Source organism: Hymenobacter sp. PAMC 26628 (genome assembly GCF_001562275.1).
Taxonomy (GTDB): domain Bacteria; phylum Bacteroidota; class Bacteroidia; order Cytophagales; family Hymenobacteraceae; genus Hymenobacter.
In genome coordinates, this window is record NZ_CP014304.1 from 1,805,170 (window position 1) to 1,830,689 (window position 25,520).

A 25,520-nucleotide genomic window follows, 5' to 3' on the forward strand; every position below is an offset into this window, starting at 1 on the left:
CGCTGGCGTAGTCAAAAACGGGGCCGGGGTCTACACGGCCTCCAGCACGATGGCCGAGGCGCCGCCACCGCCGTTGCAAATGCCCGTGACGCCGATTTTGCCGCCCTCGTTGTGCAGCACGTTCAGCAGCGTCGTCACGATGCGGGCCCCCGAGGCCCCCAGCGGGTGGCCCAGGCTCACGGCGCCGCCGTACACGTTCACCTTGGTGCCTTCGAGGTTGAGCAGCTGGTTGTTGGCCAGCGACACGACCGAAAACGCCTCGTTAATTTCGTAGAAGTCCACGTCCTTGGCGTCAATGCCAGCGTGCTTCAGGGCCTTCGGAATAGCCAACGCGGGCGAGGTCGTGAACCACTCCGGGGCCTGCTCGGCGTCGGCAAAGCCGCGCACGATGGCCAGGGGCTTGATGCCCAGCGCGTCGGCCTTTTCGCGGCTCATCAGCAGCACGGCGGCCGCGCCGTCGTTGAGGGTGGAGGCGTTGGCGGCCGTCACGGTGCCCTCCTTGCCGAAGGCGGGCTTGAGGCCGGCCAGCTTCTCAAACTGCACCTTGGTGTACTCTTCGTCGTCGTCCACGACGGTGGTTTTGCCGCGGCTTTCGATGGTGACGGGCACAATCTCGTCCTTCTTTTTGCCGGCCTTGGCGGCGTTGGCGCTGCGGGTATAGCTCTCGCGGGCAAATTCGTCCTGCTGCTCACGGGTGATGCCGTAGTGCTGGGCCGTGTGGTCGGCGGCCACGCCCATGGCGTAGTCGTGGTAGGGGTCCCAAAGGCCGTCTTTCATCAGGCCGTCAATCATTTGGCCGTTGCCGTACTTGGCGCCAAAGCGGGCCTTGTCGAGGTAGTACGGCACGTTGCTCATGCTTTCCATGCCGCCGGCGAGGATGCAGTCGGCCTGCCCCAGCATGATGGCCTGGGCGGCAAACATGATGGCCTTCGAGCCCGAGGCGCACACCTTGTTCACGGTGGTGCACTCCACGGTGTCGGGCAGGCCGGCTTTTTTGGCGGCCTGGCGGGCCGGGGCCTGGCCCAGGTTGGCCGAAATGACGTTGCCCATAATCACCTGCTGCACTTCCGACGGGGCCACGCCGGCTTTCTCCAGGGCCCCCTTCAACGCAATGGCGCCCAGCTCAGTGGCCGATACCGAGGCCAGGGCCCCGCCAAACGAGCCAATCGGGGTGCGCACCGCCGACACAATTACAACTTCCTTGATCTGCATGGTTTCAACGAAACGTGGGTGGGAATAGAGAAAACAACATCAATTGGCCCCAAAAGTACGCCCGGGGCCCTCACCACGTGGGCTGGCCGCGGCGGGCGGGGGCCCCGGCGCGGCGGCGCGGCACCTGCTGCAGGTACTGCTGCTCCTGGGCCTTCAGCGCATCAAGCAGCTGCTGGGTCTGGACCGGCGATAAATCCATGGCCTGGAGGCGTTCGCGCTGGGTTTGCAGCTGGGCGTCGGTGGCCCGGGCGGCTTCGGCCCCCGCGGCGCGGCTGCGGCCGCTGGCCCCTTCAAGGCCAGTGTTTTCGTCGAGGCCGCGGGTAGCACCGGCCTGCGCACCAGTAGGCACGGGCGCGTCGACCCCGTCAGCCTTGGGCGCGCGGCGGCCGCTAGCGGCCGCGCCCGGGGCCGCGCTAGCCTGGGCCGGGTCGGGCCGGCCAGCCGCATCGGGGCGGGTTTTGGGGGCGCTCGGAGCCGTGGGGGCGGGCCGATTGAGGTCGGGTACTTGGCCGGCGCGGTCGGTGCCGGCCTTGGTGCCGGCCGCGGGCTGGTTGGCGGCCGGCGGGGTGGGCGCCGGCGGTTTTGGGCCGGAAGATTTGGCCGGCGAGGGCCCCGGGGGCGTGGGAGCCGCCAGCCGCGGCGCGGCGCGGTGCCGGGCCAGGTAGGCGCTCAGTACCTCGTAGTTGTAGCGGGCCCCGGCGTTGGTGGGATCGAGCCGCAGGGCCTGGCGCAGCAGCCCCAGGGCAGGCGCGGTTTCGCCGGCGGCGGCGGCCAGCACGGCCAGCTGCTGCCGGGCCACGCTGCCCAGGGCCGGGGGCACGGCGGGGTCGAGCAGCTGGCCGTAGGTGGCGCGGGCGGCGGCCGTTTGCCCCGCCCGGCGCTGGGCGTGGCCCAGGTTGAGCAGCAGCGCGGCCGAACCCGGGGCCCCCGGGCGCGCCGCGGCGGCGGCCGCAAAGGCCTGGGCGGCGGCCTCGTCATCGCCGCGGGCGTAGGCGGTTTGGCCACGGCCTACGGTGGCGTTGCGGTCGTGCACCCACGTCAGCGCCCGCCACGTGGGCGGGGCCAGCAACAGGAGCAACAGGAGCAACGACTTCAACATACGCCAATGGTTAGGGCCCCTGCACTGGCCCATTTAGGGCCCCGGGGCCCCAAATAACGGAAGTTCCGGCCCAGCGCGGGTTCGCCTCAAGGCCGAATGACTACTACAGTCAGGGCCACGTCGAAGGCCAGCAGCACCAGGGCCACGGCCAGAGGTAGGCGGTACTGGTTGTCGGCCACGGCCACGGTGCGCACCTGTTCCGTAGCGCCCTGCACGGCGCGCAGGTCGGCCAGCAGGGCTGGGAAGCCGTTCTGGCGGTCGTTCAGGGCTACGTACTGGCCACCGGTTTGGGCCGCCAGTTGCAGCAGCGGGGCTTCGCGCAGGCGGCTGAGCACGGGGCGGCCCGCGGCGTCGCGCACCAGCCGGCCCCCGGGCAGCGGCAGCCGGGCCCCCACCGCCGTGCCCACGCCCACGGCAAACACCCGGGCCCCGCTGCGGGCCAGGGCGCGCAGGGTAGGCTCCAGGTTCTCGCCAAAGTCTTCGCCATCGCTCACGACTACCACGGCCGTGGCCCGCCCCGCTGGGCCCGGGCTGGCGGCGGGGCCCAGCCGGGCCAGCACCAGCTCCAGCGGTGCGCGTAGGGCGGTAGGCCCCGGCGGCAATAGGCGTGTGCTAAGCGTGTTGAGGAAGGTTTGCACGGCTTCCTGGTCGTAGGTGAGGGGGCACTGCACGGCCGCTTCGCCACTGAACACCACCAGCCCCAGGCGGTCGGCTGGGAAGCGCTGCACCAGGGTTTGCAGCTCGGCCTGGGCGCGCAGCAGGCGGGTGGGGGCCACGTCGGGCGCGTCCATTGAGCGCGACACGTCCACCACCAGCCACAGGTCTTTGCCGGCCGTGCGCACCGGCTGCGGGCTTAGGCCGCGCGCCGGGCCCAGCCAGGCCGCCAGCAGCAGGGCCCCGGCCAGCAGGCGCAGTGGCAGCTTCCAGGCCAAGCGGCCGGCGCGCTGCCCCAGGGCCCGCGCCAGCCGGCCGGTGCGCAGCACGTAGGCCAGCACCAGCAGCAGGGCCAGCGCCGCCGCCGCCAGCGGCAAGCCAAAATCAGGGTAGGCCCAGGTAAGCAAGTAGTGGCGAAGTGGATAAGGAGTGGCCGGGGCCCCGGGCCTAGGCCCGGGGCGCAGCAAAGATAATTTTTTTGGTGCCGCGGCGCGGGTTTTTCAACCGGCCCCGTATATTTGCACCCGCTTCGGACGGAAGCGGCCAGCCAATTGGAGAGATGGGTGAGTGGCTGAAACCAGTAGTTTGCTAAACTGCCGTAGCTCTAAAGGTTACCGGGGGTTCGAATCCCCCTCTCTCCACAGAAAGCCCCGCTTGCACCCCGCAGGCGGTGCTTTTTTGTTTTTCAGGGCACTGCCAAGGGCAAAAAAGAAGCCCCGCCAATCGGCGGGGCTTCTTTTTTGCCGCATAGCGGGACGCTTAATTAAACAGCGCCGCAGGATTGGCCGCAAAATTCTTGGCAATGGCCTTCACCGTGGCCGCGTCCAAGGGCTCGTCGAACGCCTCGGCCCCGGCCGTAGCGGAGGCAATGCCGCTAGTGGTCAGCGCGAGGGTGGCCTGGGTCACGTTGTTCTCGGCGGGGTATTTGGTGGCGTCCGCGCCGGCGGCGTACGGGCTCACCATGGCGGGCGCACCGGCCACGCCGTTGTTGGGCAGCAGGGCCCCGGGCGTCTCGTCGGGCGTAATCCAGCTTTTTGGGGGCGTGGTGCCCTGGATGCCGCCGCGCCGGAACGAGCGGATGCGCGACGAGTGCCGGGCCTCCACCGAGTGGATGTTGAGGGCCGCTTCCAGGATGTCCTTCTGGCTAATGAGGTTGGCCGCGCCGCCCTTGTAGGCGCGCACGCCGGTGTCCACGAAGTTCTGGCCCACCAGCAGGAAGGTGGCGTTGTCGGTGAACATGCCGGTGGTAGGCGAAGTGGTGCCGCCCAGCGAGGCAAAGGCGGGCATCAGGGGCGAGCGGGTCTTGTTCTGCGAGGTCGTGTAGTCGTAGCCGGCCCGGGTGGGGTCAGGAATGGCTGCGGTTTTTAACACACTGAGCAAGGTGCTGATGTGCAGCTTTTCATCGTTGCGGATGATGGTGAAAGCCGTTGTCTGCTCGGGGGTGAGTAAGCCGCTGGAGTTCAAAGCTGTATCGTAGTAATAATATTCGAGGTATTCGAGCTGCAACGCCAGGTTGAGCGTGGCCACGATGACGGGGTCAAGCGTGGCGGTTTGGCCGTAGGCCTTGGTAAACAAAGTGCTCACAGCCAGGGGCAGCGCGGCGGCGGAAACCTTTTGCCGAAGCCCAAGAAGTTGCGGAACACCGCGCGGCGTGCGTCAAACCGGTCGTACACCTCGGGGTCAACCTTGGCGATGTCGTCAATGATTTTAAATAAGTCCATGATCTAAGGAATGCAAAGTGAGGAGGAGGGAGCGCGCGGCCTTACGCGAAGTTGTTGGCGCTGAGTTTGGAGCCTGCCATCAGGAAGTTGTTGGCCGTGGCCAGCACCACCTGCGGACGCTTCGATTTTTCCAGGCCGGTGGTGGTCGTGTCCACCACATCGCTGGCCACGAAGGTGTTGGTAGTTATCAGCTCGCGGATGACGGCGGCGTGCCGGGCCTCCACCGACACAATTTTGCCGGCCAGCGTGAGGTAATCTGCACTGTTAATGAAGCGGCCCGCCCCGTTGTAAGCCGCCACGCCCAGGTCTTCAAACGCCATGGCCGCGTTCAGTACGCCCATTTTCGCCGAGCCTGCCGCCGTAGTACGCTGCGTGAAGTCAATGCCCGAAAAATCCGGTACCAGGCTGTCGGTGATACGGCCCGTGGCGATGGCCGCCTTGAAAAACTCCCGGTGAATGATTTCGTGGTCCTTCAAATCCGAAAAAATGGCTTTCTCGGCCGCCGAAGCTACGCTCGTGAAGTATGAATTGGCCACCACCTGGGTGTAGAACGCGGCCTCGAGCTGCTCCAGCGCGTAAGCATAGTTCAGGATGCCAATATCGCCGGTGCCCACGTCGATGAGGCCGCCGCTGCTGGGGCCCGTGGTGTCGTCTTTCGAGCAGCCGGCTAGGTAGAGGCTGCCCAGGGCCAAACCAGCGCTGGAGTAGCGCAGAAAGGAGCGCCGGGCCACGGGCGCCAGCAAGCCAGGGGCGTCCGTTTCGGACGCTGATGGATGGGAAGAAGGGAGATTTGACATAAAAAAGTGTGAATGGAAAGGGAAAATAAACTGTATTTAACCCTACGGCTATTAGGCGCTGACATAGCCATAAACGCACGAAAACCAGTAATTATCCGGAGTGGCCATCCGTATAAATTGCGGCGCCAGGCCCAATCTATCTTGGGGGCCTGGGTTGTGCATCTGGGTTTCTGCCGTACCTTTGTCCCATCATAGGGCCCCGGCCATTGGCTCTATGGGAAGTTTTCGGGGTGTAGCGTAGCCCGGTATCGCGTCTGCTTTGGGAGCAGAAGGTCGTAGGTTCGAATCCTGCCACCCCGACATAGTTGCCCCGGTTTCGACCCCGTAGCTCAGTTGGATAGAGCAGCTGCCTTCTAAGCAGCCGGTCTTTGGTTCGAATCCAAACGGGGCCACTTTTTGAACCGGCTTTTCAGCCGGCTCGGAGGTCCTAAAAAAGCCCTTTCCAGCCCTGGAAAGGGCTTTTTTGTGGTCCGGGAAATCTGGCCAAAAAGTAGGCCAAATGGAATAAAAAAGGTACTTTTGGTTGTTCTCTTAGTGGCTGGTTTTTGCAGCCGCTTTAATCCCCTTTTGCATGAGCGAAATAGCAGAAAAGAAAGCCCCTGCCGAGTACACGGCCGATAGCATTCAGGTGCTGGAAGGACTGGAGGCCGTGCGCAAGCGCCCCAGCATGTACATCGGCGACACGGGCGTCAAAGGCCTGCACCATTTGGTGTGGGAAGTGGTCGATAACTCCATCGACGAGGCCCTGGCCGGCCACTGCGACCGTATTGAGGTTACCATCAACGAAAACAACTCCGTGACCGTGCGCGACAACGGGCGTGGCATTCCCGTCGATTTTCACGCCAAAGAAGGCCGCTCGGCCCTGGAAGTGGTGATGACTGTGCTGCACGCCGGCGGCAAGTTTGACAAAGATTCTTACAAAGTATCCGGGGGCCTGCACGGCGTGGGCGTGAGCTGCGTGAACGCGTTGAGCACCGACCTAAAAGTGACCGTGCGCCGCAAGGGCCACATCTACGAGCAGGACTATAAAATTGGCGTGCCGCAGTACGCCGTGAAGGAAATCGGCGACACCGACGAGCACGGCACACAGGTAGACTTTTTACCCGACGACAGCATCTTCACCGAAACCGTTTACAAGTACGATACCATCGCCACCCGCCTGCGCGAGCTTTCGTACCTCAACAAAGGCATCCGCATCACCCTCACCGACCGCCGCGAGCAGAACGCCGACAACACCGGCTTCCGCTACGAGGAATTTTACTCGGTGGGGGGCCTCAGCGAGTTCGTGCAGTACCTCGATAGCGCCCGCACGGTGCTCATGCCCCTGCCCATCCACGTGGTGAGCGAGAAGGGCGGCACGCCGGTGGAAGTGGCCTTGCAGTACAACTCCGATTACCAGGAGCACATTTACTCCTACGTCAACAACATCAACACCATCGAGGGCGGCACGCACGTGGCCGGCTTCCGCGCCGCCCTCACCCGCACCCTGAAGAACTACGCCGATAAGTCGGGCAAGCTCGAAAGGGCCAAAGTGGAGATTTCGGGCGAGGACTTCCGCGAGGGCCTCACGGCCGTCATTTCGGTGAAGGTGCAGGAGCCCCAGTTTGAGGGCCAGACCAAAACCAAGCTCGGCAACTCCGACGTGAGCGGCGCGGTGAACACCGTGGTGGGCGAAATCCTGCAACAATACCTGGAGGAAAACCCCCGCGAGGCCGGCATCATCGTTGAGAAAGTAATTCTGGCCGCCAAGGCCCGCATCGCCGCCCGCAAGGCCCGCGAAATGGTGCAGCGCAAAACCGTGCTGGGCTCGAACTCGCTGCCTGGCAAGCTGGCCGACTGCTCGGAATCGGACCCGGAAATCTGCGAGCTGTACCTCGTGGAAGGCGACTCGGCCGGCGGCACCGCCAAGCAGGGCCGCAACCGGGCGTTCCAGGCCATTCTGCCGCTGCGTGGCAAAATTCTGAACGTGGAGAAGGCCCAGGAGCACCGCATTCTGGAGAACGAGGAAATCCGTAACATGATTACGGCCCTGGGCGTGACCTTCGGCACGCCCGCTGACCCAGAGAAAGGCATTGAAGCCGACGCCAAGGCCCTGAACCTGGCCAAGCTGCGCTACCACAAGGTCATCATCATGACGGACGCCGACGTGGACGGCTCGCACATCCGCACCCTGATCCTCACCTTCTTCTTCCGCTACATGCGGGCCCTAGTCGACAGCGGCTACATCTACATCGCCCAGCCGCCGTTCTACCTCGTGAAGCGCGGCAAGGAAGAGCGCTACTGCTGGACCGAAGAGGAGCGCCAGCGGGCCCAAGAAGAGCTCGGCCGCGGCAAACCCGAAACGGTGAACGTGCAGCGCTACAAGGGCCTCGGTGAGATGAACGCCGAACAGCTCTGGCAGACCACCATGCAGCCCGATACCCGCTCGCTGAAGCAAGTAACCGTGGATTCGGCGGTGGAAGCCGACCACCTGTTCTCGATGCTAATGGGCGACGAAGTAGCCCCCCGGCGCGATTTCATCGAGCAAAACGCCAAGTACGCCAAGCTGGACGTTTAGTTTGGTAACAAAAGAAAAGGCCCGCTGCAAAGCGGGCCTTTTCTTTTGTTACTGGGGCACGAAGAGGCAACTTATCCCGCCCAGGGGCCCTGGGAGCCCGTGGTAGGTCACTCCTGAGCAGTGCGCGTAATTAGCGCCGTGTAGTTCGCTAAGATTGGCCAGTAACTTTTATGGTGCTGATAATGGCGCGGATTGACCCGTGCATGCTGGTAGAAATTAAAGCCACGACTAGCATCTCAGGATGGGCGCCGCTACAGGCCGAGGAGTTGGTAACGGTTAAAAACCGCCGTTCTAGGAGCAAGATTAGTGGAGGCTGGGTAGCCCCGCCAAGTGCTGGGCTAATTGCGTTTCGTCAGTAATTAATACGGGAGGGAATTGGCCTGCCTTCGAAGCGCCGATGATGCCGGCTTGCTGCAGTTGTTGCATGATGCAGCAAGTCCGATTGTACCCCAGTTTTAACTCGCGCTGGATGAGCCCGCTACTACCACGTTGGTGCCGCACGAGCAGGCGGGCGGCTTCGGCAGAGGCGTCGCGCCCGCCTGCGTCCGGGAGTGGGTTGGGGATGACGGTGGGCCGAACAAAAACCGCGGGTGCGCGGGCCCCGTAGCCGACGAGCAAATGCACGCGCAATTCGGAAGCCGCTGAATCATCATGGTAGCCATGCCCAAAAATCATTTCGAAGTTTTCTCCTAGCGCGTTTTGTACGAATTCCGTAATAAATGTCAGTTCGTCCATATCCAAATCGGCGTCGGAGTGGGCGGTAATGCTCAGCAGACCGATACAGTCCGGGCCGGCAGGGGTGGGTCCGTAGTGATGAAACTGGAGGGCCGCTACCAGCCGCGCCGCGCGGCCCGGGCCGCTGGCGGTAGCCGTGGCCACGCCGAAGCTGGCGGCGTCGGCCAGGGTGGTGCGGGCATCGCCGGCGTCCACATTCACGTCCTCAACCACTAGCAGGAGTTCGTACAGCGGCAACAGCTGGGCCAGGGTGAGCGGCCGCGTAGCCGGGTCGGCGGCGAAAGCGACGCCCGGCCGCTGCTCCCACTCCGAGATAGGGTTTCGGCTAAGGCGTGGGCAGGCGGGGTAGGGATGAACATGACGGTGGTTGAAGAGGGCCCCAAAGGTGATGAGCCACCGCGCCAAATCGTGTCGTTTTCAGCTAGGGTTGTATTTTTATTTGGGGCCCCGGCCCGGGCAGGTACGCGGACGGTTGTTATTTTACTGCCCGGTGCCCGCCCGCGCCACAATCCGCGTCAATCCACTATCCTATGAAACTGTTCAAGTCCGCCGACCTTATCCGTAAGAGCAAGTACATCAGCCGCGATTTGAGTTGGATGCGGTTCAACTACCGGGTGCTCGACCAGGCCCAGGACGCGGGTAAGAGCCTATTCGACCGGCTCAAGTTCCTGGCCATCACTAGCTCTAACCTAGACGAGTTCTTCATGATTCGGGTGGGTTCGCTCTACAACTACCTCGATTACGGGAAGGAGCGAGTGGACTATTCGGGGCTGCGGGAGCTGCCGTTTCGGCGCAAGCTGCTCGATTTTGCCCACCGCTTCGTCAACGACCAGAGCTTGACGTACGTGAACGAGTTGAAGCCGGTGTTTGAAAAAAATGGCTTTAGTATTTTGAGGGTGAGCGACTTGACGGAGATTGAGGCGCGTAAGGCCGACGGCTTCTTTAAAAACACGGTGTTTCCGCTACTCACGCCGATGGTGTACGACGCCTACCATGGCTTCCCGCTGATTATGAACCAGATGCTCATTTTCGGGGTGGTGACGCGGGCCAGCAATCCGGGGGCCCTGGGCCTGGACGGGGAAGCGGAGAAAGGGCAGGAGCGCATCACCTTCGTGCAGATTCCGCAGAACCTGACGCGGTTTTTTGAGTTGCAGCGTAAAGACCGCGTTATTTTCGTGCCCATTGAGGAAATCGTGCGCGAGTACCTCCCCCGGCTGTTCCGCAACGTCGAAATCCTGTCGGCCGACCTGCTGCGCATCACCCGCAACGGGGATTTTACGCTGGAAGAATCCGACGACATCGACAACGACTTCATCAAGGAAATTCAGGTGGGCCTGAAAACCCGCAAGCGCGGCCGCGTCGTGCGCGTAGAAGTGGAGCCCAACGCCTCGCTGCTGCTGATGGAAGTTTTGCGCGAGCGGTGGAATATTGACAATGGCAACATTTTCGTCATCAGTGCCTTGCTCGACATGAAAGGGCTGTGGCAAATTATTCGCCATCCTAATTTCCGGGGCAAGGGCGCCAAGGCGCCGGCGCCGGTGATGCCGCTGAGCCTGCCCGACGGCGCCGAGGACAACCTGTTCGAGTACCTCAAGCACCACGACGTGCTGCTGCACCACCCCTACAACAGCATTGAGCCGATGGTGCGGCTGCTGGAACAAGCCGCCGAAGACCCGCAGGTGCTGGGCATCAAGCAGACGATTTACCGGCTGGCTGACGAGTCACGGGTGAGCGCGGCGCTGCTTAAGGCGGCTGAAAACGGCAAGCACGTGTCGGTGCTGTTTGAGGTGAAGGCGCGCTTCGACGAGGAGAAGAACATCCGCGAGGGGGCCCGGCTGGAAAAGGCCGGCTGCTTCGTGATTTACGGGGTGAGCAAGTACAAGACGCACACCAAGTTGCTGATGATCATCCGCAAGGAAGGGGAGAAGGTGACGCGCTACGTGCACATCGGCTCGGGCAACTACAACGAGCAAACCTCGCGCCTCTACACCGACCTAAGCCTGCTGACGACCAACGACACCTACGGCCACGACGTGTCGGAGTTCTTCAACGTCATCACCGGCCACTCGCAGCCCGATGACTATGAATACCTCATCACGGCCCCCAAGGACATGCGTCAGCAGCTCATCCATTTGGTGCGCGAGGAGGTGAAGCACGCTAAGAAAGGCCACCCCAGTGGCATTGTAATGAAAATGAACTCTTTGGAAGACAAGGAGTTGATTGACGAATTTTACAAAGCGGCCAGGGCCGGCGTGCCCATCCGGTTTATTGTGCGGGGCATTTGCTGCCTGCGGCCGGGCCGGCCGGGGTTGAGCGACAACATCGAGGTGCGCAGCATCGTGGGCGAGTACTTGGAGCACGCGCGGCTGTTCTACTTCCACAACGGCGGCGACGCCCGCGTATACGCCGGCTCGGCCGATGTGATGGTACGATCCTTTGACCGCCGCATCGAGGCCCTGTTCTTGATTGTGAACCCGCAGCTGCGGCGCGAAGCCATCAGCATCTTGATGCTCAATCTGCTGGACAACCAGAATAGCTACGTGATGCGCGAAGACGGGGCCTACATCCGGCAGCGCCCGGCCGCTGGCGAACCCGTCGTGAACGTGCACAAGGACTTCTACAAGCGCGACGAAGCCCAGCTGGCCCTGGCTACTCCCGAGGGCCTGTTGGCCCTGCTGGCCCAGCAAACGGCCCGCCGCCTGGAAGTAGCCGCCGCGCTGGTCGCCGCCGAAACTGAGGCTGCCGAAAATGCCGCGCAAACCGAAGTCCAGGGCCCTGATTCGACTTTTGGCGAAGGCATTGGCGACGAGGAAAACCTGACCGGCGTGAATGCCGAGGCCGAAGCGGTGCAGGCTGGGCTGGAGTAATTGGGGCATGTGGTCCGGTGAGGACCTTGAGACGTAGGGGGCGCGTATCAAAGTATAGCCACCGCACCCCCTTGTCATCCTGAACATTTTGCGCATTTAAGCAGGATATTCTGGATGACTGGAGTATAGCTGTCGAGCACCTACTATTCCATGCCGGCGGGCATGTTCTGCACGTCGGGCACGGGCGGGTGGGCGGGGTGGCCGCTGGCGGGACTGATTTCATCGAAATGCTCCTCGAACAGGGCCTGGAGCATGCCGTCTTTCAGGCCGATGTCGGGCACGATCATGCTGCTCACGTTGGCCCAGTGCATGGCCGAGAGGTAGATGTGGCCGGCGGGGATGATGACGTCGGCGCGGTCGGGGTTGAGCATGGCCACGTTCACGCGCTCCTCCATAGTGAGGCTAGCGAGGCGGGCCAGGATGGTTTCGAGGCTGCGGCGAGCTACGGCTTTGTTGGGCGCGGCCGGCGACATGGTGTAGAGCTTGTTGATGTTACCGCCCGTGCCGATGGCGCGGGTGACGTGGTAGCGGCGGGCATTTTCGCGCACCCAGGCCTCCATGCGGGCCCAGAGGTCGTCCTGGGCGCCGGTGCTGGGGCCCCCGCTTTCTTCCTGCTGCATCCGGCGGATAGAGCCGATTTCGAACGACTGCGCGGCCACCTTACGGCGGTCGTGGTAAATGTTGAACTCAGTGCTGCCGCCACCTACATCGATGTGCAAATAGTGCTTGTTGTCTTCCAGCAGGTGCTCGATGACGCGGTTGATGTAAAAGGCTTCGTCTTGGCCGTCAATCACCTGGATGTGCAGGCCTAGCTCTTCACGCACGCGGGTGGCGATGGCTGCGCCGTTGGTGGCGCCGCGCATGGCCGAAGTAGCGCAGATGAGGTGGTGGGCTACTTCGTGCACCTCCATTAACAGCTTGAGCGAGTGCAGGAACTTGACGAACTTCTCTTCCTTGCGGGGCGAAATCTGGCCGGTGGCGAAAACGTCTTCACCGAGCCGCATAGGGTAACGCACGTACTCGACGCGCTTGAGCCGAAACTTGCCTTCGTAGTTGAGCACGGCCGAAATCTGGCACCGCACCGCGTTGGAGCCGATGTCGATAACGGCCAGTTTGCAAAGCGGAAACTCCACAGGCAAAAAAATTGGGTGATTGGAAGCGGGCAAAGGTAGCGCGGGCTGGCTAACCCCGGCTGTGCCCGTGCAACGGAAGCTACGGGGCCCCCAGCTCGGCCAACACCTCGGGCACGCCCGTGCTGGCTGGGGCCACTACGTAGCGCACGCCGCGCCGGCCGGCCGGCGGCTGGTGCGGGTCGATGACAAACACCGGGCATGCAGCCGGGGCGTAGTGCAGCAGCCCCGCAGCGGGGTACACTTGCAGCGAGGTGCCCACCACGAGCAGCGCGTCGGCGGTGGCCACGGTTTCGGCCGCTTCCTCGATGGCGGGCACCATCTCGCCAAACCACACGATGTGCGGCCGTAGCTGGGCGCCATCGGGGCCCAAATCGCCGAGCTTAATGTCATCGGGGCAATCGTACACCGTGGTTTCGTCGGCCACGGTGCGCATCTGGTTCAGCATGCCGTGCAGGTGCAGCACGTCCGTCGAGCCGGCGCGCTCGTGCAGGTCGTCCACGTTCTGGGTGATGATGCTCACGCGCCAGCCGGGGTGCGCCTCGAAGCCCGCCAGGGCCCTATGCGCGGCGTTGGGCTGCACTTCCTTGGCCTGCCGCCGCCGCTGGTTATAGAAATCGAGTACCAGCGCGGGGTCGCGGGCAAAGCCTTCGGGCGAGGCCACGTCCTCCACGCGGTGGTCTTCCCACAGCCCATTGGTGTCGCGAAAAGTGCGGATGCCGGACTCGGCGGAAACGCCGGCGCCAGTAAGAACGACGAGGTGTTGCATTGGAAAAATGGTTGAGTAAATAATAGGGTACTTGGTAAAGCAAGGCGCAAGAACCACGGGCTGAAGGTAGATGCCGGGCCCATGCGCAATAGCTCGAACTTTGGCTTTAGTTAAAGATTTGATAACGAATGTAATAAATGCTGAAATTCCGCATTCAGCGATTGACAGGGCTGTTTGTCCAGTAAAGCTTCCACCATGTTAGGCAATTTATCCAGTTTTCTTTTGCAGGTCAATGACCATGCAAAGGCAATAACACAGTTCAGAAAGCCTGTCCGGTAGTCCCAACTGCCCAGCAGGATGATGTGGGTTGTACCTTTCCGGCGCTGCTCTTCGCTTCTCAAGCCCCGCTGTCTCTACCCTATGCACGCGTTTCTTCAGCACATTGCGCAGTTTACCACGCCCTCGCCGCCACTAGTGGAGGAATTGCGCCAGCGGGCGCAGCACCACCACTTCGGCAAGCACGAGCTGCTTCACGCGGCCGACACTGTGTGCCGGCGCACCTACTGGATTGAGCAGGGGCTCGTGCGTATTTATTTTGATAAGGATGGTAAACTCGTGACCGATGGCTTTGCAGCAGAAAACGCGTGGATGACCTCGGCCTACAGCTTCATGCGGGGCGAGCCCGACGCTTACGCCATCGCGGCCATCGAGCCCACGGAAGCCTACTCGCTGGGGCTGGACGATTTGCTTTACCTATTCGACCGATTTCACGAGATGGAACGCTTCGGGCGCGTTATTATGAGCGCGCAGTTTATCGAGCAGTCGGAACGACTGAATTCGCTGCGCTTCACCTCGCCGGCCGAGAAGTATCAGCACTTCTGCGCCCACTACCGGCCAATTCTGGGCCGCCTGCCGCTGGGCATGGTTGCCTCGTACCTGGGCATCACCCCAGAAACGCTCAGCCGGGTTCGAGCGAAGGGCTAGCCAAAGCGAGCTGGCAACCAACAGCCCGCACCGCATTTCTTGATTGCAATCAAGTAGCCTGGGCCTCTCCGGGCAGCACCTTTGCCCCATGCTTTCTCTTCGTTTTGCTGGGCGCCGTTGGCTGGCCTGGCTCCTGCTTATTGGGCCGCTCGGGGCCCTGGAATACCTGCTAAGCGAGCACCCTGGCTGGGAGCTGTTGGCCTGGGCGACCCCCCTGCTATGGCTCGTGTTGTTTCACCAGGCGCGGCCTTGGGTGGCCTACGCCGTGGGGGTGCTGGGTCTCACCCTTGTTTACAGCACCCAGCACACTGTCAACAACTTAACCGGGGCAGCCTTTCACCTGACCAATCTCGCTTTTGCGGCTGCCTACCTCCTTCCCTTTTTGCTGCGCCAGGGGATGGCAAGCCGCGTGCCCCCGGCGGCCCGCTGGCTGCTGCTGCCCCTGGCGGCGGTCAGCGCCGAGTACGTGCTGGCGCTGGGGCCCAACGGCACCTGGGGCTCGGTGGGGTACTCGCAGGGCAACCTGTACCTCTTGCAGCTGACGGCCTGGACGGGTATTTATGGCGTGACGTTTGTGCTGTACGCCACCGCCAGCCTGCTGTTCGCGGCCGGGCAGCAGCGGCGGGCCGGCCAGCACGGCGGGTGGCCGGTGGGGGTGGCGCTGGGGCTGCTCGCCATGTGCCTGGGCGGGGGATGGCTGCGGGTGCGGCAGCAGGCACCGGCGCGGGCGGGCGTGCGCGTGCTGGGCCTCACATTTCAGGACGCCCGCTCGTGGCCTTGGTTTCGAGACGTGGTAGGAAACCGGCACCTGACGCTGCGCCTTGACAGCGCGCTTATCCGGCAAAAGGCCGCGGCGGCGCACCGCTATTACCTGGCCCAGACCCGGCAGTACGCGCAGCGGTACCGGCCTCAGTGGGCCATCTGGAACGAGGCGGCCTTGGTCGTGTACCGGCCCGACTCTGCCGCATTTGCCACCCGCAACGCCATCTTCGCCGCCGCCAACGGCCTGTACCTGGGCGTCACCTATTTCCTGGTGGACCAAGGATTCCCGGCCCGGCCCGGTACCAACCACCTGACTATCTTCTCCCCGCGGGGGCTCGTCGTTTACGACTACATGAAGAACAAGCCGGTTAGCGGGCGAGAGCCGGCCGTGGGTGCGCAGCAGCCGCCCACCGTATTTCGGGTGGGGGCCGTGGCCTACGCAGGGGCCATCTGCGCGGATTTTGACTACCCCAGCCTTATCCGGCAGGCCGGGGCCGCCGACATCGTGTTTGCGCCGGCGGCTGACTGGCCCGGCATTGGGGATCTGCACGCCCGCATGGCGGCAGCACGGGCCCTGGAAAACGGTTTCGCGCTGTTTCGCATCACGGGCCAGGGCAAAAGCAGCCTGACTACGGCTTACGGCGAAGAGGTGCGCAGCCAGTACCACCTGCTGCCCAGCGTGCAGGCGTTCGTGGCCACCGTGCCGGTGCAAAAGGTGTGGACGCCCTACCGGGCCTGGGGCGACTGGTTTGCCTGGCTTTGCCTGGGCAGCTTGTTTTGGCTAGCCGTAGTGGGCCGCTGGCGGCAGGGTGGCCGGTATTGAGCGGCTAAAAAGCCTTTCGAGTTGCGTTGTGGGGCCCCTAGCGGTGCCTAAACAAAAAGAAGACCCGCCGCAGGCGGGTCTTCTTTTAAATAATAATAGGGTGGGCGAGCAGCTACTTGGCTACCGCTGCTTTTTTCGCGGCTGGCTTCTTGGCCGCGGCTGGTTTCTTGGCCGCCGCGGCAGTAGTGGCCTTGGCTTTGGCCGTCGAGGCCTTCTTTGCCGCGGGCTTTTTGGCGGCGGCCGGCTTTTTCTTGGCTGGCTCGTCGGTTTTGTCCTCCTTCGCGGGGGCCGCCTTCTTGCCGAAGCGGCCGCCCTTGGCGGGCTTGTCGGGCGTGGCCTCGGCCAGCTCCAGGCAGCGCTCCAGCGTCAGGTCGGTGGGCTCTTCGCCCTTCGGAATCTTCACGTTCTTCTTGCCCGCCACAATGTAGGGCCCAAAGCGCCCGTTGAGCACTTGAATGTCCGGATTTTCGGGGAAGGCCTTGATAAGGCGCTCGGCGTCGGTTTTGCGCTTGTTCTCAATCAGCGCCACGGCTTCCTCGGCGTTGATGGTGTGCGGGTCCTGCTCCTTGGTGAGGGAGAAAAACTTGCTGTCGTGGCGCACGTAGGGCCCGAAGCGGCCCAGGTTGGCCGTCATGTCCTTGTCCTCGAACTGCCCCACGATGCGCGGCAGCTTGAACAGCTCCAGGGCGTCCTCCAGGGTCAGGTTCTCGATGAACTGGCCTTTGCGCAGGTTGGCGTACGCGGGCTTTACTTCGCCGTCGGGGTCGCCCAGGGCCACGTAGGGGCCGTATTTGCCCAGGCGGGCGGTTATTTTCTCGCCCGTTTCGGGGTGCACGCCCAGCTCGCGGGTGCTGCCCAAGGTGCTGCGCTCAATGTCCTGCCCGGCCTCGATGGTCGCGTGGAACTTGTCGTAGAAGCCGGTCAGCATCTTCGTCCAATCCTCGTGGCCGTTGGCAATCTGGTCGAACTCGTCCTCCACCTTGGCCGTGAACTGAAAGTCCACCACCGTGGGGAAGTGCGCCACCAGGAAGTCGTTGACCACCATGGCGGTGTCCGTCGGGAACAGCTTGGCTTTCTCCGCGCCGTAGTTCTCGGTCTTGACTTCCGTTTGCACCTCGGGGCCCTCCAGCGTTAGCACGTGGAACTTGCGCTCCTTGCCCTCGCGGGTGTCTTTTTCCACGTAGCCGCGCTTTTGCACTGTGCTGATGGTAGGGGCGTAGGTGGAAGGCCGGCCAATGCCCAGCTCTTCCAATTTCTTCACCAGCGAAGCTTCCGTGTAGCGGGCCGGCGGAGCCGAAAACCGCTCCGTGGCGCTGAGGCGCTGCAAGGGCAGGGCCTGGCCCACGCTCAGGGGCGGCAAGCCACGCGAGAAGCTGCTTTCGCCGTCCTTGGTTGCGTCGTCCTCGTCCTCGTCGTCCTTGCTTTCGGCATATACTTTTAGGAAACCTTCGAACGTAATCACCTCGCCCGTAGCCGAGAGCGTGGTGCCCGGCTGCGTGCTGATGCCAATCACGGCCGTGGTGCGCTCAATCACGGCCTCCGCCATCTGCGAAGCCAGGGCCCGCTTGCGAATCAGGTCGTAGAGGCGCTGCTCCGAGGCGTCGGCCCCGGCCTTCGCGGCTCCGAAATCGGTGGGGCGAATGGCTTCGTGGGCCTCCTGGGCCGAGGCCGACTTGGTTTTGAACGTGCGGTGGTGGTGGTATTCGGCGCCGTATGCCGCCGTAATGGCCGCCTGGGCCCCCACCTGCGCGTCCTGCGACAGGTTCACCGAGTCGGTCCGCATGTAGCTGATTTTGCCAGCTTCGTACAGCTTCTGGGCCACGCTCATGGTTTGGGCCACCGAGTAGCCCAGCTTGCGCGAAGCCTCCTGCTGAAGTGTGCTCGTGGTGAACGGCGCCGCTGGGCTGCGCTTGCCGGGCTTTTTGTCGAGGCTCTCGATCTTGTAGGTGGCCCCCACGCAATTGCCCAGGAAGGCTTCGGCCTCGGCGCGGGTTTTGAAGCGCGTGGGCAGCTCGGCTTCCAGCACGGCCCCGCGGCCGGCGTCGAAGCGGGCCACCACGCGGTAGGCACTGGCGCTGAGGAAGTGGCTGATTTCGCGCTCGCGCTCCACCACCAGGCGCACGGCCACGCTCTGCACGCGGCCGGCGCTCAGGCCGGGCTTCACCTTTTTCCAGAGCACGGGGCTCAGCTCGAAGCCCACCAAGCGGTCGAGCACGCGGCGGGCTTGCTGGGCGTTCACCAGGTTCTGGTCTACCTCGCGCGGGTTGTCAATGGCCCCCAGGATGGCATTCTTGGTGATTTCGCGGAACACAATGCGCCGGGTTTTGGCCGGCGCCAAGTTCAGCGTTTCGGCCAAGTGCCAGGAAATGGCTTCGCCCTCGCGGTCGTCGTCACTCGCCAACCACACGGTTTCGGCTTCTTTAGACAGCTTCTTTAGTTGCGCTATCAGCTCTTTTTTATCGGCCGATACCACATAAGTGGGCTTGAAGCCGTTGGCGATATCAATGGCATTGTTGTCTTTGGGCAAATCGCGCACGTGGCCGTAGCTGGAGCGCACCACGAAGTCCTGGCCCAGGTAGCCTTCAATGGTTTTGGCCTTGGCCGGTGATTCGACAATAACTAAATTCTTAACCATAAAGTGGAAAGGAGTAGAGTGCGAGCATATGGATGGGGTAGACGTAACGCAAAAACGGTAGCCGAAGGTTAGAAGATTACAAGTATAGGGCGTAAAGATGCCGCAATAATCCCATCCGGGGCCCCGTGCCTTCACAACAACCCCGCCGTTATCCCGGTTTCGGCCCCGCCTCGCCCGGCCTATCTTTGCAAACACGGCCCGGAGGGGCGACCTTCGCCCGCCCCTCGGCCTCTTCCTCCCCACGCTATATCTACCATCTCCTTATGGCTTCCCCTAGAACTCCGCAACCCAAGCCCCGGCGGGCCCCCGCCGCCGCCGCCGCGGAGGAGGCCCCCGCCGCTGCGACGCACGATGGCTCGCGGACGACCAACGACCTGACCCGCAAGCGCGGCAGCTCGCGCGGCTCCGTCGACACCCAGGACCCGGGCTACGTCAACGACCAGCTCAACCGGGTGCTCTACGCACTCGATGCCTTTAAAAAAGGCGATGTGAGCGTGCGCCTGACCAAGCAGAACGACGATATTTTCTCGGAAATCGCCGAGGCCTACAACTCCATGGTGGCCATGATCGGCGGCGTGGGGGGCGAGGTGTCGCGCATCAGCAAGGTGGCTGGCGTAGAAGGTAACCTCAAGGCCCGCGCCTCGGCCGACGGGGCCTCGGGCTTCTGGCGCGACATGATCAACAACATCAACGGCTTGGTCGACAGCATCGCGGTGCCGGTGCTGGAAGTGGGCAAGGTGTTGAAAAACATCAGCCGCGGCAACCTCGACGAAAGCTTTCAAATTCCGGTGTCGGGCGACTTCAAAGTGATGGCCGAAACCATCAACAAGACGATTGACAACCTGAACGTGTTTGCCTCCGAGGTGAGCCGCGTGGCCCAGGACGTGGGCACCGAGGGTCGCCTGGGTGGCCAGGCCGTGGTGCCCAACGCCGGCGGGGTGTGGAAGGAGCTGACGGACAACGTAAACACGATGGCCTCGAACCTGACGAGCCAAGTGCGCGACATCGCCAACGTGGCCACGGCCGTGGCCCGCGGCGACCTCAGCCAGAAAGTGACCGTGGAGCTGAAGGGCGAATTGCTCCAACTCAAGCAGAACCTCAACGGCATGGTGGACTCGCTGAACCTGTTTGCCGGCGAGGTGAGCCGCGTGGCCCAGGACGTGGGCACCGAGGGCCAGCTTGGGGGCCAGGCCCTGGTGCCCGGCGTAAGCGGCGTGTGGAAGGGCCTGACGGACAACGTGAACAATATGGCGGCGAACCTGACGAGCCAAGTGCGCGACATCGCCAACGTGGCCACGGCCGTGGCCCGCGGCGACCTCAGCCAGAAGATGACGGTGAACGTGAAGGGCGAAATCCTGGAGCTGAAAAACATCCTCAACCAGATGGTGGACTCGCTGAACGTGTTCGGCGACGAGGTGACCCGCGTGGCGCGCGAGGTGGGCACCGAGGGCAAGCTCGGCGGCCAGGCCGTGGTACCCCGGGCGGCCGGCACCTGGAAGGAGCTGACGGACAACGTGAACACGATGGCGGCGAACCTGACGAGCCAAGTGCGCGACATTGCCAACGTGGCCACGGCCGTGGCCCGCGGCGACCTGAGCCAGAAGATGACGGTGGACGCGCAGGGCGAGATTTTGGACCTGAAGAACATCCTGAGCCAGATGGTGGACTCGCTCAACATCTTCGCCGGCGAAGTGACCCGCGTGGCGCGCGAAGTGGGCACCGAGGGCATTTTGGGTGGCCAAGCCAACGTGCCCCGCGTGGGCGGGGTGTGGAAGGAGCTGACGGACAACGTGAACACGATGGCCTCGAACCTGACGAGCCAGGTGCGCGACATTGCCAACGTGGCCACCGCCGTGGCCCGCGGCGATTTGAGCCAGAAAATCACGGTGAACGTAAAGGGCGAGCTGTTGCAGCTCAAGGAGAACCTCAACCAGATGGTGGACTCGCTGAACGTGTTCGGCGACGAGGTGACGCGGGTGGCGCGCGAGGTGGGCACCGAGGGCAAACTCGGCGGCCAAGCCAGCGTACCCGGCGTGCGCGGTACCTGGAAAGACTTGACGGACAACGTGAACACGATGGCGGCGAACCTGACTTCTCAGGTGCGCGACATCGCCAACGTGGCCACGGCCGTGGCCCGGGGCGACTTGAGCCAGAAGATGACGGTGGACGCGCAGGGCGAGATTTTGGACCTGAAGAACATCCTGAGCCAGATGGTGGACTCGCTCAACATCTTCGCCGGCGAAGTGACCCGCGTGGCGCGCGAAGTGGGCACCGAGGGCCAACTCGGGGGCCAGGCCAACGTGCCCAACGTATCGGGCACCTGGAAAGACTTGACGGACAACGTGAACGTGATGGCCGCCAACCTCACCACGCAGGTGCGCGGCATCGTGGCGGTGGTGACGGCCGTGAGCCAGGGCGACTTGACCCGCAAGCTAACGCTGGAAGCGGCCGGTGAGGTGGCCGACCTGGCCGCCACCATCAACCGCATGGTGGACGACCTGAACCGCCTGGCCTCGGAAGTGAGCCGCGTGGCCCGCGTGGCCGGCGCCGAGGGCAAGCTGACGGAACGCGCTACGGTGACTGATGTGTCGGGTTCGTGGAAAGAGCTAGTGGACACCCTCAACGCCCTGCTCGAAGCTATTGCCCTGCCGGTGCTGGAGGTGAGCCGCGTGGTGCGCGCCATCTCCGAAGGCGACTTTACCCAACAGGTGGAAGTGCAAACGGCCGGCGACCTCGAAACCATGAGCAGCGCCCTGAACCTGGCCGTGGTGAGCGTGAACGACTTGCTGAGCGAAATCAATGATTCGGCCCAGGTGGTGGGTACTTCTTCGGAAGAGATGGTGGAAAAAGGCCAGGCTATGAGCAGCGTGACGGCCAACGTGGCGCTGGCCATGCAGCAAATGGCCGAGGGGGCCCAAAACCAGGCCCTCAAAACCGACCAGGCGTTCAAGCTGATCGAGGAAATCATGCAGGCCACCAAGGAAACGGCTGACAAGGCCGACGTGGTAAACAAATCGGCCATCATGGGCGAGCAAACCTCGCAGCTGGGCCTAAAAACGGTGGCCGAAGTGGTGAAAAACATGGAAGAGATTTCCAGCGCCGCTTCGCAAACCTCGCGCACCATCGAAGTGCTTAGCACCCGCTCGCAGGAAATCAGCAAGTCGCTGAGCGTGATTACGGACATTGCCTCCCAAACCAACTTGCTGGCCCTGAACGCCGCCATTGAAGCGGCCCGGGCCGGCGAGGCGGGCCGGGGCTTCGCCGTGGTGGCCGAAGAAATCCGCAAGCTGGCGGAAAGCTCGCGCAAGTCGGCCAGCGAAATCGGCACCTTGGTGGACGATGTGAAGAAGGACACTACCACCGCCGCCACCGCCATCAGCACGATGGAAGGGCGGGTGCTCAAGGGCAAAAACGCCACCTTCGAGGCCAGCGCGGCCTTCAAAAACATTGCCACCAGCAGTGGCGAAACCCTGCGCACTTCGCGCGACATCCTCACGGCTACCGAAGTGCAGCGCACTTCCATTGGCGACGTGGTGAAGTACGTGGAGGAAGTGGTGGCCATTGCCGAGCAAACTGCCACCGGCACCCAGCAGGTGGCCGGCACGGCCCAGCAGCTGAGCACCTCGATGCAGGAGTTGACCACCAGCAGCCAGCGCCTCACCGACATTGCCGACGACTTGCAACTTGGCCTCTCGGCTTTCCAGCTCGGCGACTATGTGGAAGCCGAACCGGAACCCGAGCCGGAGCCCGCGCCGCCCGTGCGCCGCCGCATCATTGCTCGCACCAGTGCCCACGGCCAGGCCCCGAGCAACGGTGCAGCCACCAATGGCCACAAGCCCGCCGGGGCCCCCACCGCACCGGCCGGCCGGCCCGCGGCATCTCCCGCTGCTAAGCCGGCCCGAGCTGTGCGCAAAACGGCTGCCGGGGCCCCCGAGGTGCCCGCCCCGGCTCCCAACGGCCAGCCCGCAGCCAAGGCGCGCCCGAAAAAAGTGAAGCCCAAAGCGGCTGGCAAATAATTTGTTGACCGTTTCCTTCGCCTAATAATTTACCTATGGCCGATTCTGTTCTGCGTCCCGTGGGGGGCAAGGCCGCGCTAGCCGCTCCCGAAGCCACGGTGCAGCTTATTGTGTTTCAGCTGGCCGGCGAAGATTACGGCGTCCGCATCGAGCAAGTGCGCGAAGTAACGGCCACGCCCGAAGTGGCGCGCATGCCCAAGACGCCCGCTTTCATTAAGGGCATCGTCAACTTGCGCGGCGATATTATTGCCATCATTGACCTGGAAGAGCGTTTTGGGCTGATGCCCGCTGGGCGGCCCCTGCCCGAGCGCAGCTACACCATTGCCGTGGAGGCGGCCGACTACACCATTGGGCTGGCCGTGCGCGAAGTGCCCCGGCCGCTGCGGCTCCCAGCGGCCGCTATCGAGGCGGCGCCCGAGTTTTTGCAAGACAGTGGGCAGCGCGAGCGGTACTTGGAAGGCATTGCCAAGCTGCCCGATGGCAGCGTAATTATTGTGCTTGACATGCGGAAATTACTGACCCCAACCGAGATACTGCGGCTGCCGAATTAACCAGCACCTTTGCCACCGCCGGCCCGTATAGCAAGAGTCTCACCGGGGCCCTATATCCTCTTCATTTTGTTTAACTTTCTGTCCTTTTGCAATGAATAAGCGCATCCTCATCGTCGACGACTCTTTTTATATGCGCACGATGCTTAAGAACATGCTCACCGATGCCGGCTACGAGGTGGTGGGCGAAGCCGCCAACGGCCAGCAGGCCCTGGAAATGGCCGCTTCCACTAAGCCCGACCTCATTACCCTGGACGTGATTCTGCCCGATAATACCGGCCTTGATGTGCTGCGTGGCCTGCGCAAAGAAGCACCCGATGCCAAAGTGGTGATGTGCAGTGCGGTAGGTCAGGAAGTCATCGTTAACGAGGCCATTGAAAACGGGGCCCTGGCCTACATTGTGAAACCGTTCTCGGAAGAGCGGGTGCTCGAGATTGTGGGTTCGGCGCTGGGCAACGATGCAGCGTAGCGCCCAGGTCCTGGGGGCGGTTCGCCTGGCCCGGTTTGGCTTTGCTAAAGCGACCAGCACTGGCGTGCGCCTGCCCCTGGGGCCCCAGGGAATTGAGATGTATTTAACACTCTGCCCATGACCGCCCGCGAACAAGAGTACCGCGAGCTGTTCATGGCCGAGGCGTTGGAATACTACGACGCCATGAGCCGGCACTTGAGTGAATTGGAGCGCAGCCCTACCGACGTGCCAGCGCTCAACGAGTTGTTCCGGCTCATGCACAACCTCAAGTCGAACGCTCGGGCGATGGGCCACACCGCCATTGGCGAAGTGGCCCACCACCTGGAAACGATTTTTGGCCTGATTCGCGACAAGCAGCGCGCCTTTGCTGGTTCGTTGGTACCCGTAATCTTCACCGGCCTCGATGCGCTGGGCGCCATGATCCGGGCTGTGGGGGCCGATGAGCCGTTGCCCGACGCTACGGCCTTGCTCGATAACCTCGACCGCCTGGCGCGGGGCGAAGAGCCCATATTGCCCGCCCCTACGCCCTCCGAGGTTGACGGGACCACATCAGAGGAAGACAACCGCAAAATGGAGTTGTCGGACCTGGTGTACATTCAGGTGCGCAAGTTGGATAAGTTGCTGAACTTGGTGGGGGAATTGGTGATTGACCGGGACCGGATTCTGACTTTGGCCGATGAAATAGGCCACCCGGCATTACAAGCTACTGCTCGCCACTTGTTCCGCATTTCCGACGACTTGCAGTACAGTGTGATGGACGTGCGGCTGGTGGGCGTGGGCGTGCTGCTGAACAAATTCCCGCGGGTGGTGCGCGACGTGGCCACCGCGGAGGGCAAGGAAGTGGAATTAGTCCTGAGCGGCCAGGATGTGCAGATTGACCGCAACGTGTTGCAAATCATCACTGATGCGCTGCTGCACTTGGTTCGTAACGGCGTGAGCCATGGCCTGGAAGCCCCGGCCCAGCGAGTAGCGGCCGGTAAGCCGCGCATGGGCCAGCTACGTCTGTCGGCCCTCACCGAGCGCGACGATGTGCTAATCCAAATAGCCGACGACGGCCCTGGCATCGACACCGAAGCCGTGCGCCGCAAAGCCGTGGAGCGCGGCCTGACTACTGGTGAACTGGCCGCCACCCTCGACGAGCAGGCGGTGTGGGCCTTTTTGTTCGAGCCCGGGTTTTCTACCGCGGCGCAGGTAACCGACATATCGGGTCGTGGCGTGGGCCTCGACGTGGTGAAGCGGGCCCTCGACTCGCTGGGGGGGCAGTTGCGCATTGAGTCAGTGCCGAACCAGGGCACTTCGTTCACGCTGGTACTACCTACCTCCATTGCCGTGAAGGGGGCCCTGCTGGTGGAACTCGACGGCCGGCCGTATGCCGTGCCGCTACTGCACACGGATACGGTGCTGGCGCTGCGCCCCGAAGAGTTTTCAGTGGCCGGCGGGATGCTGCTGGCGCACGTGCAAGGCCAAGCCGTGCCGGTGGTGCCGCTACGCGAACTGTTGCACGTGGAAGGTGCCGAATCTCTGCCCCCCGCCGACAAAAGCCAGCTGCGGGGCCCCCAGCAGGTTCTGGTCGTTAACTACAACAATCGCCGCCTGGGCTTGGTCGTCGACCAATTCCTGCGCCAGCAGAGCATTGTGGTCAAGCCCCTGGGCAAGCCCTTGGACACCATTGATTTATTTGGCGGCGTGACGCTACTGGGCAGTGGGCAAGTGTGCCTGGTGCTGGACGTGCCCGCCCTAACCCGCTTGTTTGTTGCCCGCCGGGCGTAGTTTTTCGTACTGATCATTCTGTCCTCATCTTT

Annotated in this window: 18 protein-coding genes and 3 tRNA genes; 11 read left to right on the plus strand and 10 right to left on the minus strand. The window is 63.1% G+C overall.

The window, feature by feature from the left end:
* Positions 1–30 precede the first annotated feature (30 nt).
* The 3 genes from AXW84_RS07975 to AXW84_RS07985 all read right to left on the minus strand — a co-directional run bounded on the left by AXW84_RS07975 (position 31) and on the right by AXW84_RS07985 (position 3,372).
* A complete protein-coding gene (locus tag AXW84_RS07975) occupies positions 31–1,212 on the minus strand; it encodes an acetyl-CoA C-acyltransferase (RefSeq protein WP_269465517.1) in 1,182 nt (393 codons plus the stop codon).
* Between the two features lie 70 nt (positions 1,213–1,282).
* Complete coding sequence (locus AXW84_RS07980; protein ID WP_068231114.1) at positions 1,283–2,311, minus strand: hypothetical protein; 1,029 nt, start codon at positions 2,309–2,311, stop codon at positions 1,283–1,285.
* An 86-nt stretch (positions 2,312–2,397) separates the two neighbouring features.
* A complete protein-coding gene (locus AXW84_RS07985) occupies positions 2,398–3,372 on the minus strand; it encodes a VWA domain-containing protein (protein WP_068231116.1) in 975 nt (324 codons plus the stop codon).
* Between the two features lie 146 nt (positions 3,373–3,518).
* Here AXW84_RS07985 and AXW84_RS07990 point away from each other — a divergent pair.
* Positions 3,519–3,606, plus strand: a tRNA-Ser gene (locus AXW84_RS07990).
* 118 nt (positions 3,607–3,724) lie between these two features.
* On the opposite strand, the gene AXW84_RS07995 is transcribed toward AXW84_RS07990, so the two are convergent.
* From AXW84_RS07995 to AXW84_RS08000, 3 genes are read right to left on the minus strand one after another with little or no spacing between them, the layout of a single operon-like run.
* Entirely contained in the window at positions 3,725–4,549 is an 825-nt protein-coding gene (locus AXW84_RS07995) for a ferritin-like domain-containing protein (RefSeq protein ID WP_068231119.1), read from the minus strand.
* On the minus strand, positions 4,546–4,686 hold the full coding sequence (locus AXW84_RS24665; protein WP_157886884.1) for a hypothetical protein: 141 nt from the start codon (positions 4,684–4,686) through the stop codon (positions 4,546–4,548). The genes AXW84_RS07995 and AXW84_RS24665 overlap by 4 nt, the downstream gene beginning before the upstream one ends.
* Positions 4,687–4,727: 41 nt before the next feature.
* The gene (locus tag AXW84_RS08000; protein ID WP_068231122.1) at positions 4,728–5,483 is read right to left on the minus strand and encodes a ferritin-like domain-containing protein; all 756 of its coding nucleotides are present in this window, start codon (positions 5,481–5,483) and stop codon (positions 4,728–4,730) included.
* Between the two features lie 226 nt (positions 5,484–5,709).
* Between AXW84_RS08000 and AXW84_RS08005 the strand changes: the two genes are divergently transcribed.
* From AXW84_RS08005 to gyrB, 3 genes are all read left to right on the plus strand, one after another.
* Positions 5,710–5,783, plus strand: a tRNA-Pro gene (locus AXW84_RS08005).
* A gap of 18 nt (positions 5,784–5,801) precedes the next feature.
* Positions 5,802–5,875: transfer RNA gene (locus AXW84_RS08010), tRNA-Arg, on the plus strand.
* 179 nt (positions 5,876–6,054) lie between these two features.
* Positions 6,055–8,040, plus strand: coding sequence for a DNA topoisomerase (ATP-hydrolyzing) subunit B (gyrB, locus tag AXW84_RS08015; protein ID WP_068231125.1), 1,986 nt, complete (start codon positions 6,055–6,057; stop codon positions 8,038–8,040).
* A gap of 303 nt (positions 8,041–8,343) precedes the next feature.
* Here the strand turns inward: gyrB and AXW84_RS08020 are convergent, their stop codons facing one another.
* On the minus strand, positions 8,344–9,180 hold the full coding sequence (locus tag AXW84_RS08020; protein ID WP_068231128.1) for a DNA translocase FtsK: 837 nt from the start codon (positions 9,178–9,180) through the stop codon (positions 8,344–8,346).
* Positions 9,181–9,305: 125 nt separating this feature from the next.
* Between AXW84_RS08020 and ppk1 the strand changes: the two genes are divergently transcribed.
* Entirely contained in the window at positions 9,306–11,642 is a 2,337-nt protein-coding gene (gene ppk1 / locus AXW84_RS08025; protein WP_236943281.1) for a polyphosphate kinase 1, read from the plus strand.
* Positions 11,643–11,785: 143 nt separating this feature from the next.
* Here ppk1 and AXW84_RS08030 read toward each other — a convergent pair whose 3' ends face one another.
* Both AXW84_RS08030 and AXW84_RS08035 read right to left on the minus strand, forming a co-directional pair.
* The gene (locus AXW84_RS08030) at positions 11,786–12,775 is read right to left on the minus strand and encodes a Ppx/GppA phosphatase family protein (protein WP_082773771.1); all 990 of its coding nucleotides are present in this window, start codon (positions 12,773–12,775) and stop codon (positions 11,786–11,788) included.
* A gap of 79 nt (positions 12,776–12,854) precedes the next feature.
* On the minus strand, positions 12,855–13,541 hold the full coding sequence (locus AXW84_RS08035; protein WP_068231131.1) for an SIR2 family NAD-dependent protein deacylase: 687 nt from the start codon (positions 13,539–13,541) through the stop codon (positions 12,855–12,857).
* 360 nt (positions 13,542–13,901) lie between these two features.
* Between AXW84_RS08035 and AXW84_RS08040 the strand changes: the two genes are divergently transcribed.
* Both AXW84_RS08040 and AXW84_RS08045 read left to right on the plus strand, forming a co-directional pair.
* Positions 13,902–14,465, plus strand: coding sequence for a Crp/Fnr family transcriptional regulator (locus tag AXW84_RS08040; protein ID WP_068231134.1), 564 nt, complete (start codon positions 13,902–13,904; stop codon positions 14,463–14,465).
* 88 nt (positions 14,466–14,553) lie between these two features.
* Positions 14,554–16,050, plus strand: a complete 1,497-nt coding sequence (locus AXW84_RS08045; protein WP_068231137.1) for a hypothetical protein — start codon at positions 14,554–14,556, stop codon at positions 16,048–16,050.
* A 112-nt stretch (positions 16,051–16,162) separates the two neighbouring features.
* On the opposite strand, the gene topA is transcribed toward AXW84_RS08045, so the two are convergent.
* A complete protein-coding gene (gene topA / locus AXW84_RS08050; RefSeq protein WP_068231140.1) occupies positions 16,163–18,685 on the minus strand; it encodes a type I DNA topoisomerase in 2,523 nt (840 codons plus the stop codon).
* Between the two features lie 263 nt (positions 18,686–18,948).
* On the opposite strand from topA, the gene AXW84_RS08055 reads away from it, so the two are divergent.
* The 4 genes from AXW84_RS08055 to AXW84_RS08070 all read left to right on the plus strand — a co-directional run bounded on the left by AXW84_RS08055 (position 18,949) and on the right by AXW84_RS08070 (position 25,488).
* Positions 18,949–22,701 (plus strand): methyl-accepting chemotaxis protein, encoded by a 3,753-nt coding sequence (locus AXW84_RS08055; RefSeq protein WP_082773772.1) that lies wholly within the window; start codon positions 18,949–18,951, stop codon positions 22,699–22,701.
* A 35-nt stretch (positions 22,702–22,736) separates the two neighbouring features.
* Positions 22,737–23,252 carry a chemotaxis protein CheW gene (locus AXW84_RS08060; protein ID WP_068231143.1) on the plus strand — a complete coding sequence of 172 codons (516 nt, stop codon included), beginning with the start codon at positions 22,737–22,739 and terminating at the stop codon, positions 23,250–23,252.
* A gap of 91 nt (positions 23,253–23,343) precedes the next feature.
* Positions 23,344–23,718, plus strand: coding sequence for a response regulator (locus tag AXW84_RS08065; protein ID WP_068231147.1), 375 nt, complete (start codon positions 23,344–23,346; stop codon positions 23,716–23,718).
* A gap of 117 nt (positions 23,719–23,835) precedes the next feature.
* Positions 23,836–25,488 (plus strand): chemotaxis protein CheA, encoded by a 1,653-nt coding sequence (locus AXW84_RS08070; RefSeq protein WP_068231150.1) that lies wholly within the window; start codon positions 23,836–23,838, stop codon positions 25,486–25,488.
* Positions 25,489–25,520 lie beyond the last annotated feature (32 nt).

What these genes read in the sequence shown, in the direction of transcription:
- AXW84_RS07975 (WP_269465517.1), bottom strand. Translation starts at nt 1,212, where the DNA reads ATGCAGATCAAGGAAGTTGTAATTGTGTCGGCGGTGCGCACCCCGATT.
- AXW84_RS07980 (WP_068231114.1), bottom strand. Translation starts at nt 2,311, where the DNA reads ATGTTGAAGTCGTTGCTCCTGTTGCTCCTGTTGCTGGCCCCGCCCACG.
- AXW84_RS24665 (WP_157886884.1), bottom strand. Translation starts at nt 4,686, where the DNA reads ATGGACTTATTTAAAATCATTGACGACATCGCCAAGGTTGACCCCGAG.
- AXW84_RS08000 (WP_068231122.1), bottom strand. Translation starts at nt 5,483, where the DNA reads ATGTCAAATCTCCCTTCTTCCCATCCATCAGCGTCCGAAACGGACGCC.
- gyrB (WP_068231125.1), top strand. Translation starts at nt 6,055, where the DNA reads ATGAGCGAAATAGCAGAAAAGAAAGCCCCTGCCGAGTACACGGCCGAT.
- ppk1 (WP_236943281.1), top strand. Translation starts at nt 9,306, where the DNA reads ATGAAACTGTTCAAGTCCGCCGACCTTATCCGTAAGAGCAAGTACATC.
- AXW84_RS08035 (WP_068231131.1), bottom strand. Translation starts at nt 13,541, where the DNA reads ATGCAACACCTCGTCGTTCTTACTGGCGCCGGCGTTTCCGCCGAGTCC.
- AXW84_RS08040 (WP_068231134.1), top strand. Translation starts at nt 13,902, where the DNA reads ATGCACGCGTTTCTTCAGCACATTGCGCAGTTTACCACGCCCTCGCCG.
- AXW84_RS08045 (WP_068231137.1), top strand. Translation starts at nt 14,554, where the DNA reads ATGCTTTCTCTTCGTTTTGCTGGGCGCCGTTGGCTGGCCTGGCTCCTG.
- topA (WP_068231140.1), bottom strand. Translation starts at nt 18,685, where the DNA reads ATGGTTAAGAATTTAGTTATTGTCGAATCACCGGCCAAGGCCAAAACC.
- AXW84_RS08055 (WP_082773772.1), top strand. Translation starts at nt 18,949, where the DNA reads ATGGCTTCCCCTAGAACTCCGCAACCCAAGCCCCGGCGGGCCCCCGCC.
- AXW84_RS08060 (WP_068231143.1), top strand. Translation starts at nt 22,737, where the DNA reads ATGGCCGATTCTGTTCTGCGTCCCGTGGGGGGCAAGGCCGCGCTAGCC.
- AXW84_RS08065 (WP_068231147.1), top strand. Translation starts at nt 23,344, where the DNA reads ATGAATAAGCGCATCCTCATCGTCGACGACTCTTTTTATATGCGCACG.
- AXW84_RS08070 (WP_068231150.1), top strand. Translation starts at nt 23,836, where the DNA reads ATGACCGCCCGCGAACAAGAGTACCGCGAGCTGTTCATGGCCGAGGCG.